Consider the following 12,853-nt stretch of genomic DNA (forward strand, 5'->3'; position numbering starts at 1 on the left):
CGACTATCAGAATAATTCAGATAGTAAAATGACAAAAAAATCGATCTAATTATATCTAAACCCATCGAAAATCCATGAACAAACAACTATTTGAATCACACAAAAACTTCACACCTGTGGAATTCGATCCGTTTGTAGGTGGAGAGTTGGCTGGGTGTATATCAGCGACCGAAGCACAAAAGGAAATCTGGATTTCTGCACAAATGGAGGATGATGCTAATTGTGCTTACAACGAGTCAATGTCCCTGCGATTGGTGGGAAATCTCGATCTAGAAGCATTGCGTTATTCGATTCAAGAACTTGTAGCTCGGCATGAAGCATTGCGTCTGACATTTAGTCCCAATGGCACGATACTTTGTATAGCAGCTTCTTGTGAAATTGATATTCCTTTGATCGATTTGTCAATGATGAGTGATAGCCCAACTCAATTCGCTCAGTTGCAACAGCAAGAAGTTGGGCAATCTTTCGACCTCGTGCGCGGCCCACTATTTCGCGCTAAAATTGTCAAGCTGCAAGGGCAAGAATACATAGTGATGCTCACCGCGCATCACATTATTTGCGATGGCTGGTCTTGGGGCGTTCTTTTGCCAGATTTAGGAGTTCTTTATTCAGCTCGCAAACAAGGTGTTGTTGCCAATCTTTCAGAATCAATAAGTTTCAGCGAATACGCATTTTTACAGGAACAAGAGGCCGATAGTTCAGAAATGAAGGCCGATGAAGCATATTGGCTCAAACAATTTAGCTCGTCCCCTCCTATCCTAGATTTGCCCACGGATCGTCCGCGCCCCCCCATACGGACTTACAAAGCAGCGCGAGAAGATTGGCCTCTGGATGCGGCTTTAGTCAAAAATCTCAAACGTCTAGGGGCTAAATCTGGGTGCAGTTTTTTAACTACCATGCTGGCCGCATTTGAAATATTGTTGTCCGACTTGTGCGGACAAGACGATTTAGTCGTCGGGATGCCTGCTGCTGGACAATCAGTGTCGGGATGTACCCAGCTTGTGGGACATTGTGTGAGCTTGTTGCCGTTACGTACTCACATTGAGAGAGAAAAATCGTTTATTGATTATCTGCGAAATCGGCGATCGTTGGTGTTGGATGCTTACGAACATCAAAAAATCTCCTTCGGTAGTCTGCTCAAAACATTGACACTGCCGCGAGACTCCAGTCGTATTCCGCTAGTTTCTGTAGTTTTTAATCTCGATATGGGATTAAAAAGTGAACAGCTAACATTTGACGGCCTGCAAGTCGAATATTTCTCGAATCCCAGAAGTAGCGAAAATTTCGAGTTATTTATCAATGCCTTGGAATCCGGCGGTAAACTCGTCTTAGAGTGTCAGTACAACACAACCCTGTTTGATGCCGAAACCGTGCGCCGTCACCTAGCAGAATTCGAGCAATTATTACTCAGTATCGTTGCCGATCCTACGCAACCTTTATGGCAATTGCCCCTGTTGCCAGCAGCAGAACAGCAATTGCTAACTACCTGGAACAATACACAGAAACCATATCCCGAAAACCAATGCCTTCACCAGTTATTTGAAGCGCAAGTAGAACGCACTCCAGAAGCAGTGGCACTGGTATTTGGTACCGGGCGGCTGACTTATCGGGAGTTAAATACCAAGGCCAATCAACTAGCACACTATTTACAAAAATTGGGAGTTGGGCCAGATGTTTTAGTGGGTATCTGTCTGGAACGTTCTCTGGATCTGATTGTCGCACTATTCGGAATTCTCAAAGCCGGTGGTGCTTATGTACCTTTAGACCCAGCATATCCTCAAGAACGCATTGAGTTTATGCTCTCGGATGCCCAAGTGGCAGTGCTGCTGACTCAGGAGAAATTGTTGGCAGAACTTCCTAAATCGGAGGCCCATCAAGTCTGTCTGGACAAAGATGGGAATGCGATCGCAGATCAGAAATCAGAAAACCCGATCGATCGCTGTTCGCCCGCCAATTTAGTCTACATTCTTTATACCAGTGGCTCAACAGGCAGACCCAAAGGAGTAGCGATCGAACACCACAGTCCAGTTGCTCTCGTAGATTGGGCGCAAACAGTCTTTACACCAGAACAATTGAGCGGCGTTTTAGCTTCTACCTCGATCTGTTTTGACCTCTCAGTCTTCGAGATATTTCTGCCACTGAGTTGTGGTGGCAAAGTCATCCTCGCTGAAAATGCTTTGCACCTACCCACTTTACCTGCGGCTGGGGAAGTTACGCTGATTAATACAGTACCGACGGCGATCGCAGAATTGCTGAAAATGGGTATCCCAAAACAAGTTAACACCGTCAATCTCGCCGGCGAACCCCTCAGCAATCAACTGGCCCAGCAGCTTTACCAGCAAAACATCCAGTACGTCTTTAATCTCTACGGGCCTTCGGAAGACACCACCTACTCGACTTATGCCTTAGTCGAAATCGGCACCAATAAATCTCCGGCCATCGGCAAACCTATTGCTAATACCCAAATTTACATCCTCGATAGTCATTTGCAACAGGTTCCTATTGGTAGCAGTGGCGAAATCTACATCAGTGGTGCTGGGTTAGCCAGATGTTATCTCAATCGCCCTGATTTGACTGCCGAAAAATTTATTCCTAATCCGATTGGTGAAAAATTTCACACTACCAATCGAGTTTACAAAACAGGCGATTTAGGTCGCTATTTGCCTGACGGGAATATTGAGTACATTGGACGTATTGACAATCAAGTAAAAATTCGTGGCTTCCGCATAGAATTGGGTGAAATTGAAGCAGTGCTGGCAGATCAGCAGCTAGTCAAAACTGTGGCAGTGATTGCTAGAGAAGACCGCCCAGGCGATCGCCGACTTGTTGCTTATTTGGTGCTGAATCAAACTAATGTTAATACTGAGCAAAAACAAGCTCTTGTGCAGTCGTGGCGCAATGGGCTTCAGCATAAATTGCCAGAATATATGATGCCTGCGGCTTTTGTGATTCTGGAGTCGATGCCCCTGACACCGAATGGCAAAGTAGACCGCCGCGCTTTGCCCGCAGCACCCTCTACTTTAGAAACAGAAACAGAAAGCAGTTTTGTGGCACCGAGCAATTCTGTAGAAGAGGCGATCGCTAGCATTTGGTGCGAAGTTATGGGGATTGAGCGCATTGGCATTCACCAAAATTTCTTTGAATTAGGCGGACACTCACTAATGGCAGGACAGATCGTCTTCCGCCTCGGCAATCAGTTGTCGGTAGATTTGTCACTCCGCACTTTATTTCTAGCCCCAACCATAGCAGGGTTAGCCACAGAAGTTAGCAAACAGTTAAGGGGGTCAGATTCTGAGGAAACTTCATCGCCTTTACCATCGGTTGTCCGACGGCAGGAATTTCCTCTGTCTTTTGCTCAACAGAGAATGTGGTTCCTACACCAACTGGATCCGGAAAGTGGTTTGTATAATATACCCATCGCTCTGTACCTGGTCGGGCCGCTCCAAATAGCTACCCTGGAGCAAAGTTTAATAGAAATAGTGCGCCGTCATGAGAGTCTCCGCACGACTTTTCCTTCTGTGGATGGTGATCCTGTGCAACTGATCGCTCCCACTCTCACAGTAACTTTGTCCGTAATAGATTTGCAGGCACTACCGATAGTTAAGCAGGATGCTGAAGTGCAGCGGTTAGCGCTAGCAGAAGCTAATTATACTTTTGACCTGACACAGTTACCTTTGGTGCGATCGACTCTACTGCAACTGGGCCCAGAATCTCATGTCTTGTTGGTGACATTCCACCACATTGTGTTTGACGGTTGGTCAATTGGGGTGTTGATGCAAGAGTTAAGCACACTCTACATTGCTTGGAGTACAGGTCAACCTTCTCCCCTACCGGAACTGCCCCTCCAATATGCCGACTTCGCTTGCTGGCAGCGTCAGTGGGCGACGGAAAGTGTAATGGAAACTCAACTTCGCTACTGGAAGCAACAGTTGTCAGGATGTCCGGCGCTGTTGCAGCTTCCCACTGACCGACCGCGCCCTTCTGTGCAAAGGTTCCGAGGTCGCACTGAACTGTTTCAGGTCAATCCCGAAGTGGCTGGGCGATTGAACATTTTGAGTCAGCAATCAGGGGCGACTCTGTTTATGACGCTGTTATCAGTTTTCGCAATTTTATTGTCACGCTACAGCGGTCAGGAAAATGTTGTGATTGGTTCCCCCATTGCGAACCGCACTCGCGGTGATATTGAATCGTTGATTGGGTTTTTTGTGAATACTTTGGCATTGCGGATTGATGTGTCGGGGAATCCTACCTTTGCAGAATTGATTGAGCGAGTGCGGGACGTGGCTTTAGATGCTTATACTTATCAAGATTTGCCTTTTGAGCGAGTTGTGGCCCAATTGCAACCCGACAGGAATGCCAGTTATCATCCTCTGTTCCAGGTAATGTTTGTTTTGCAAAATGCTCCGACGGAACAATTGCAGTTGCCGGGTGTGGTTGTGACTGCTTTGGAGATTGAGACTGTGACGTCGAAGTTTGATTTGCTTCTGTCCTTGGAAGAGGGCGCGGCGGGTCTCAAGGGGTTGCTGGAATATAATACGGATTTGTTTGATACCCCAACCATGACTCGGATGGTTGGACATTTTCAAATTTTACTGGAGGCTCTTGCTACAAATCCACGGCGGCGAATTTCGGAGTTGCCTTTGCTGTCAGCAGCGGAGCAACAGCAGTTGCTAGTGGATTGGAATCACACGGACACAAATTATCCTCAAGATGCTTGTATACATGAGTTATTTGAGGCTCAAGCAGAGCAAACTCCCGATGCTGTAGCCTTAGTTTTTGGCGAACAACAGTTAACTTACCAACAGCTAAATTCTCGGGCCAATCAATTAGCACATTACTTGCAAACTTTGGGGGCTGGGCCGGAAGTTTTAATCGGTGTTTGTTTCGATCGCTCTTTGGATGCGATCGTCTCGCTTTTAGCTGTTCTCAAAGCCGGCTCTGCTTACTTGCCTTTAGACCCAGCCTATCCCCAAGACCGTCTGGAATTCATGCTGTCAGATGCCGCCCTATCGGTGCTGTTAACTCAACAGCATTTAACAGAAAAGCTGCCCGATACTGAAGCAAAAATAGTTTGTTTGGAGCAGGTGCGGGAGGAAATAAACGCACAAAGTGAGGACAATCTTGCCCATCTCGCGCAGGCGGAAAATCTGGCTTATGTCATGTATACTTCCGGTTCCACAGGCAAACCAAAAGGCGTTTGCGTCGTCCACCGTGGGGTAGTGCGGTTAGTGAAAAACACCGATTATGCGAGCTTCAGCGCCGCCGAAGTCTTCCTGCAACTGGCTCCGATTTCCTTTGACGCTTCGACGCTGGAAATTTGGGGGGCGCTGCTTAACGGGGCGCAACTGGTTGTCTTTCCCCCAGGAACTCCATCTTTAGCAGAGCTGGGAGAGGCGATCGGTTTATATAAAGTGACAATTTTGTGGCTGACCGCCGGACTGTTTCACTTGATGGTAGACGAGCGGATTGAGGATTTAAAGGGCTTACGTCTACTGTTGGCTGGCGGCGATGTTTTATCTGTTCCCCACGTCCAGAAATTGCTGAGAGAGGCTCCAAAATGCCAATTAATTAACGGTTACGGGCCGACAGAAAATACGACTTTTACTTGCTGTTTTGCGATCGCCCGTGACAGTCAAATTAGCAATTCGGTGCCGATCGGCAGACCGATCGCCAATACTCAAGTTTACATACTCGATCGCCATTTGCAGCCAGTGCCGATCGGCGTTCCGGGCGAGTTGTATGCAGGCGGTGCAGGCTTAGCCAGAGGCTACCTCAACCACCCGGATTTAACAGCCGAAAGATTCATTCCAAATCCTTTGATCGCCAACCAAGAAGATGGATGGAAAAATGCCGAAGAGCGATCGGTTTCAAGCCTTCTTCCTTCTGCAAATCACCTTTACAAAACAGGGGATTTAGCCCGCTATCTGCCCGATGGTAACATCGAGTATTTGGGACGCATTGACAATCAAGTAAAGATTCGCGGCTTCCGCATTGAAATAGGAGAAATTGAGGCCGTACTGGCTGGACATTTAGATGTGAGTCAAGTGTCTGTGGCAGTTCAGTTAGATGCTTCAGGGAATAAATGTCTCGCAGCTTATGTAGTCCCAGGCCCAGGCAAAATTCTCGCCGCCAATACCCTGCGGAGTTTCCTGCAAAAAAGACTGCCAGACTACATGATACCCGCTGGGTTTGTGTTCCTCGATGCTTTGCCCTTGAACCCCAACGGCAAAGTTGACCGCCACGCTTTGGCAAGTCAAAAGTGGCAATCTGCCAGCGTTGCACCCGATCAAACAATTGCTGTTGCCCCCCGGGACAAATTAGAATTCCAAGTGAAGCAAATTTGGGAACAAGTTTTAGGCATCAATTCAGTTGGCATCAGGGACAATTTCTTCGAGATAGGAGGGCATTCGCTGTTAGCAGCGCGTTTGTTAGCTGAAGTTGAAAAAGTATTCGGCAAAAAACTGCCACTATCTGCAATTTTCCAATCGCCAACAGTCGAACAATTGGCTGATATTCTCCGCGAACCGGAATGGTCGTCTCCCTCTCCGTCAATGGTAGTGATTCAACCGGGAACAGGGAGTTACAAACCTCCTCTTTTCTGCATTCACGTACTCGGTAGGGGATTGGAATTTTACCGTCCTTTACTGAATCATTTGGAGCAATCGCAGGCTATTTTGGGACTGTCTACCCAGATTATGGATGAAAATCTGGCTCCCCCAAATCGAGTTGAGGAATTGGCAGCTTATTACATCAAAGAAATGCAAGTTTTCCAGCCGCACGGGCCTTATTTTATGTTAGGAGTATCTTTTGGTGGGACAGTAGCTTTTGAGATAGCTAGGCAACTTGATGCCAAAGGTGAAAAGGTAGCTTTGCTGGGATTGTTGGATACCTACGGCCCGGATGCTTTTAAAAATTTGCCTCAAGTAAAGCGCGGTCAACGGGCGATGAAAGTTTTACACATGACTCCCGGTGTATTTCTGCGAAAAACTCAGAGCAATCTGGCGGGAAAAGTCGAAAGTATTACTAATCAAATATGGAGGATTTCTTCTAAGTTTTACCAAGCGATCGGCCGTCCCTTGCCGATCGAGCTGGAAAACTTCACTCATCGAGAACTCAATGAAGAGGCATTGAGACACTATGTAGCAGGAGTTTACTCGGGTGGAGCGACTATCTTCAAAGCGGTTGAGAGTGCCATCTTGTTTGATGCCGATCCCGCATTGGGTTGGGGCGAGGTAGTTGCTGGAGGAATAGAGATTCACGAGATCCCTAGCGACCACCTTGGGATGTTAAAAGAACCTCACGTTCGGATACTGGGGGAAAAATTGCAGGCTGCGGTCGATCGGGCTCAAGGTTAACGTTGGACAATTGACAGTTGATAGTTCACAGCAAAAACTCCGATCTAATTTTCGCTGTGAACTATCAACTATCAAATCGTTTCTGGTTGCATCGGAATGATTTAACCACAGAGGGCGCTGAGAACACAGAGGAAGATTAGAGAGAGATGAATACAGGACTATTAAGGGCGGATTTTATATGACTCGATTTTACAATTCCGATGCTACCGGATTTGATATTAATTGTTGAAATCCCCATCCTAAAAACTCGCTGTCAACTGTCAACTTTCAACTGTCAACTGTTTAACCTTCCAAGGCCGCCAAAAGACACAGCAATAAAGCCTCCGTCCACTCGACTACAGCACCGTAAGTATCCCCCGTGTGGCCGCCCAAACGGTGGTTAAACCAGGCTCCGGCAAAAATTCCGATCGCACTTCCGCCCAAAGCCATCCCCACTGCCAACAGCCACTGATCGCCCGACAAGACAACTTGCAGCACGCTCAAACTCAGCAGCAACAGCACTCCTGGGATAAAATCAAACGGAGAATAAATCGATTCTTTGTGAAAAGCTCCCTTACCCTCCGGGCGGAGATAGGGATAGCGGGCGATCGCCACCAGTTGGCCCCACCTCCCCCAACCCGCCACACCCATCAAAGCCAGCCACCGATAGTGATTCAAGTCCGAAAGAGCCGCAGTTTTCAGCAGGACGATCGCGATCGCAGCCATCGCCCCAAAAGCCCCTGTAACGCTATCCCGCATCACTTCCAGCCTGCGTACCGGGTCGGGGACAGCCAGCCCGTCCGCCGCGTCCATTGCTCCATCTAGGTGCAGCCCGCCAGTGATGGCAATGCCCAAAACTACCACCAAGGCCGATCGAGTCAGGGCAGGCATACCCAACAACTGCAACCCAAGATCTGCCAGTCCCAGCATCCCGCCAATCAAAAGCCCGATCGCCGGAGCCAAGCGAGCAATGCCCCGAAACTCCAAAGTCCAAGACATCGGCACCGGCAAACAAGTATAAAACGCGACTGCGGCTGCAATGGCAGCGCCTTGATTCCGGAAAAAGTCGATCGTAGAGCGAACCAATTTATCATCCACCATAAGATAGAAAATTTTTCATCTGATATGCAGTTGTCAATCCCTTAGCGTGTGCCAGAATTGGAGCTGTAACACCCTAGTTTTTTGGATCGGGCATTCCTCCTGTCCGAGATATTTTCCCCGGAAAACCTCTGCCGGCAGCGCTCCCGAAGCTCCGTATCTAAAATGACTAAACTGAAGATCCGCGTTTCCCTTCCCAAGAATTCTAGCTAACTCCCTGATTTCCAAGACGGGAACATACTACAACAGAGGCTTTTAATCCATGAGTCACGACCAATTGAATAACAGGGTAGTTGCTCCTTGCATCATCGATACAGGCATTGTCGTCAACAAGCGCGATATCAAAAGATTGCTGTTTGATTTAGGACGTGTCCGCTACCTTCACATCCAAGATGGCAAGATTTACAGCGAAGGCGAAGGGTACGTGCTCGAAGTCTTCGCCAACCCCCACCGTTCTACCCTGATTGCCAACCATGCGCTTTATTTGAACGTGTATAGTTTTGATTACCTAGAACTGAAACAGTCCCCTGATGAGGGTGCTTATTTTGACCTGATTCAAGACGGAAGACAGTTGCGTTTAATTCCCCTCTCCAATCCTTTGCAAGAGCAAGTCGCCCGGAATTTGGATGCTGCGGCTTTGGATGCAGTTGTCGATCAGGTACTCTCAGGGAACTGGGATCTGCAATTGGATGAGGATGATTCTCCGTTTTAATCGTCAGTCAATCGATTTTAGATTTTAGATTTTAGATTTTAGATTTACTCGAAAGATGAATCTGGGAGATTAAATTTTGGTCTAAAATTTTTGGTCATCTATGAGAGAAGTCCGGGCTTGTCTCCGTTTTTGGGCTCAGTCATGGGTTTTTTGTCTCAATCTCCATAAGAATAGGTTAGATAACAACGACTGCCCAGTAGCGGTTAACGATCGACGGAGACTAATGACTGAAGACAACGGGAGATTTTCTTTTAAATGTAAGGCTAACTGCAGCCATACTCAAGCACGTGCAGGGGTTTTTACCACTCCCCACGGTATTGTGGAAACGCCTAAATTTATGCCCGTGGGGACGCTGGCTAATGTCAAAACCTTGACCCCGGCACATCTTGAAGACGCAGGTTCTCAAATGGTTTTGGCGAATACTTATCATTTGCACTTGCAGCCGGGGGAACGAATTGTCGCAGGCGCTGGCGGATTGCACAAATTTATGGCTTGGCCGGGCCCGATTCTGACGGATTCGGGCGGCTTTCAGGTGTTTAGCTTGAGCCAAATGCGGACTATTTCTGAGAATGGGGTGACTTTTCGAGCTCCTCGCGACGGCCGCATCATTAATTTAACGCCGGAAAAGTCGATCGAGATTCAGAACGAGTTGGGCGCTGACGTGATTATGGCCTTTGATGAGTGTCCGCCTTACCCCGCTACACGGGACGAGGTGGAGGCGGCGACAAATCGCACTTACCGCTGGCTGCAGCGCTGTATGCAGGCTCACTCGCGCCCGGATCAAGCTTTGTTCGGCATCGTGCAGGGGGGTGTTTTCCCCGATTTGCGATCGCGCGCGGCGAACCAGTTGGTAGACTTAGATTTGCCCGGTTATGCGATCGGCGGGGTTAGCGTCGGGGAATCGGGGGATTTGATCGCAGAGATTGTGAGAGTTACTGCGCCCCTGTTGCCGGCAAATAAACCTCGTTATTTGATGGGAATTGGCACCTATCGGGAAATGGCGCTGGCTGTAGCGAGTGGCGTAGATATGTTTGACTGCGTGATTCCGACTCGGCTGGGCCGCCACGGGACGGCTTTTGTGCGCGGGGAACGCTGGAATTTGAAAAATGCTCGGTTTCGGGAGGATTTTGCTCCCCTGGATGAGTCTTGTCCTTGCTATACCTGCCAAAAATTCAGTCGGGCTTATTTGGCCCATTTGGCGCGGGCGAAGGAGGCACTCAGCTATACTTTGCTGGCGCTGCACAACGTCACGGAGTTGATTCGCTTTACTGGAAAAATGCGGGAGGCGATTTTGGCCGATCGATTTACCGAAGAGTTTGCCTACTGGCTGACACCGAGTGTCGATCGATAATGATTGCCTTGGGTGAAGATATGCGACAATTATGAAAATTCTGTTGGATAGGTAGGTTGATTCATGGAAGCTGCATTACTCTTAGCAAAACTGCCCGAAGCTTATTCGATTTTTGAGCCTTTGGTTAATGTTTTGCCGGTCATTCCCGTATTTTTCTTGCTGCTGGCTTTTGTTTGGCAGGCGGCTGTCGGATTTAGATAAGTTTGATTTCCTCAAAAGCAGGGGCAATTCACACATTGCCCCTGCTTTTAGCTATTAAGTTTTGTTTCGTTGTTTTTTCTGACTTCAGCTACCGCCGATCGCACTTTTGAATGCCGGTCTTTCTGAGATCCGCTTGATGTAATCTACAACGGCCGGATAAGCACTGAGGTCTAGTTTTAGCATCATCGGAATGTAGGCTAAAATTGACCCGACTGCTGCGTCGGCGACGCCAAATTCATCACCCATTAAAAACGGCTGTTTCTCGAAGATTTCATTTAACGGTTTTAACAACTTGGGAGTTTCGCGATCGCGACTTGCTTCTGTAAATATTCCCGGCCCGAGGGTGGCGTTAGCAAACATGACCCACTGCACGATTTGAGCTTGCTGCTCCAAAGTGTCTGGCATTTTACCATATTTTTGAGCTAAATACAGCAGAATTGCGCCGGATTCCCAAAGTTTAAAATCTCCGTCGGCGATCGCGGGTACTTTGCCGATCGGGTTAATTTCGAGATACTCTGGCTGCAAGTGTGCCCCTGCTTGCATATCCAGCATGACGAATTCGTAGGGAACCGCTATTTCTTCTAGATACCACTGGACTATTGACGCCCTGCTGCGGGCTCCGCCATAAAGTTTCAGCACGGAATTTTTATCCTTTAACGCAATATTGCTGTTATAGCATTTTTGGTCAACCATCAACCATCAACTGTCAACTATCAACTGACAACTGTCAACTGTCAACTGTCAACTGACTAATGGCACTTCTGTCAAGTGCAGAAACAAGATTCTGCTGCCAATAAAAATCAAAATTGCTCCGCCCAAAATCTCAATCTTATTAGCAAACAAGTTGCCGCACTTGTGCCCGATAAACACGCCTGCAAAGGCTAAAAAGAAAGTAATAAATCCGATCGCAGTCACCGCAAGAACAATAGAATCTTTCAGGACAGCAAATCCGAGGCCAACTGCGAGGGCATCGATACTCGTCGCTACCGACAGCGTTATCAAAGTCCCTGTATCTAAGGGATTGAACTTTTTCTCGCTTTCTTCGCTTTGCAGCGATTCATAAATCATTCTCCCGCCAATGAAACTCAAAAGTCCAAAAGCTATCCAATGGTCGATCGGTGTTATCCAAAAACTAAAACTAAGACCGATCAACCATCCTAGGACGGGCATTAAAGCTTGAAAACCTCCGAAAAATAAGGCAATTTTTAAAGCTTTATTCACCTTCATGTGTTTGATTGCTAAACCGCTGGAAACAGCGACAGCAAAAGCATCTGCTGCTAGTCCCAAGGAAAGTAAGATGGTAGTGGCTGCATCCATTTTTGTAAAGTGTTCGGTGTTATAAACAAAGTGTTCCTCTTGACAATTTTAGTTTACACTAAACTTTGATAATATTGCGTTTTTATCATAATTTTTTCATTTTATTCTCACATTTATTTCACAATTGGCCAGGGTTGAAAAAATCTGTGCTTAGCTGTATTATGTAAAAGATTATTTATCAACTAGCACAATTAACGATGCCGCAATCTAGATTGTACCAGCCACTGCTGCTCAGGTTACTGCACGGTGTTAATGCTGCGATCGCCCTTTTAGCAATTTTGAGCGCATTTGTGGTTTACAACACCTACGATGGGCGGTTTGGCAAAGTACCCGTGCCTGAGATTGCAGATATTATCGGGATTCACGGCACTTTTGGCAAGATGTTGCTGTTAGGAATAATGCCGGCTTTTGCATTGTATAGTTTCCACGCAGGTCAAAAACGCTTGGTGCAGCCGGATTCTTTTGGGAAACTAACGCAGTTGGGAAAACCGATTTGGTGGTACAGTTTGCACCGGATTGTGAATACGTTGATGTTGCTGGCACTGACTTGGGCGATCGCTTCTGGCAGTATGGTTAAGGAAGAATGGCTGCCGGCTGGGGAATTGACGCAGGTTTGGTATTATTTACACGCTTCTGGTTGGGTGGTATTGGTATTTTGTCTGGCAATGCACTTGTTGATGAGTGCGAAGGTGGGGGGTTTGCCGCTAATTTTGTCGATGTTTGATGCCGCATATCGCCCGGAAGATTCGCCGACTGCTTGGTGGAAGAAAATTCGCTCTTTGGTTGATCGCTCTTAATGTGAAAATGCTTAATTTGAAAATGAACAGAAATATTTTATTA

General features: G+C 47.3%; 8 protein-coding genes. 5 read left to right on the forward strand and 3 right to left on the reverse strand.

From position 1 onward, the window contains the following. Window positions 1-74 precede the first annotated feature (74 nt). Window positions 75-7,355: an amino acid adenylation domain-containing protein gene (locus tag QUA44_RS10155; protein ID WP_333250181.1), complete on the forward strand. Its 7,281-nt coding sequence runs from the start codon at window positions 75-77 to the stop codon at window positions 7,353-7,355. A gap of 282 nt (window positions 7,356-7,637) precedes the next feature. Here QUA44_RS10155 and cobS read toward each other — a convergent pair whose 3' ends face one another. After that, window positions 7,638-8,435 (reverse strand): adenosylcobinamide-GDP ribazoletransferase, encoded by a 798-nt coding sequence (gene cobS / locus QUA44_RS10160; protein ID WP_333250179.1) that lies wholly within the window; start codon window positions 8,433-8,435, stop codon window positions 7,638-7,640. Between the two features lie 259 nt (window positions 8,436-8,694). Between cobS and QUA44_RS10165 the strand changes: the two genes are divergently transcribed. From QUA44_RS10165 to QUA44_RS10175, 3 genes are all read left to right on the forward strand, one after another. Beyond that, a complete protein-coding gene (locus QUA44_RS10165) occupies window positions 8,695-9,144 on the forward strand; it encodes a hypothetical protein (RefSeq protein ID WP_265235369.1) in 450 nt (149 codons plus the stop codon). Window positions 9,145-9,367: 223 nt separating this feature from the next. Next, complete coding sequence (gene tgt, locus QUA44_RS10170) at window positions 9,368-10,495, forward strand: tRNA guanosine(34) transglycosylase Tgt (RefSeq protein ID WP_333250177.1); 1,128 nt, start codon at window positions 9,368-9,370, stop codon at window positions 10,493-10,495. A 63-nt stretch (window positions 10,496-10,558) separates the two neighbouring features. Next, window positions 10,559-10,696, forward strand: coding sequence for a photosystem II reaction center protein K (locus QUA44_RS10175; protein WP_006634808.1), 138 nt, complete (start codon window positions 10,559-10,561; stop codon window positions 10,694-10,696). An 84-nt stretch (window positions 10,697-10,780) separates the two neighbouring features. Here QUA44_RS10175 and QUA44_RS10180 read toward each other — a convergent pair whose 3' ends face one another. Next, a complete protein-coding gene (locus tag QUA44_RS10180; RefSeq protein WP_333250175.1) occupies window positions 10,781-11,335 on the reverse strand; it encodes a glutathione S-transferase family protein in 555 nt (184 codons plus the stop codon). Window positions 11,336-11,437: 102 nt separating this feature from the next. Beyond that, a complete protein-coding gene (locus QUA44_RS10185) occupies window positions 11,438-12,013 on the reverse strand; it encodes a manganese efflux pump MntP family protein (RefSeq protein ID WP_333250173.1) in 576 nt (191 codons plus the stop codon). A gap of 197 nt (window positions 12,014-12,210) precedes the next feature. On the opposite strand from QUA44_RS10185, the gene QUA44_RS10190 reads away from it, so the two are divergent. Beyond that, entirely contained in the window at window positions 12,211-12,810 is a 600-nt protein-coding gene (locus QUA44_RS10190; RefSeq protein WP_333250171.1) for a cytochrome b/b6 domain-containing protein, read from the forward strand. The last annotated feature ends 43 nt before the right edge of the window (window positions 12,811-12,853 follow it).

Source organism: Microcoleus sp. N9_A2 (genome assembly GCF_036701775.1).
Taxonomy (GTDB): Bacteria; Cyanobacteriota; Cyanobacteriia; order Cyanobacteriales; family Microcoleaceae; genus Microcoleus.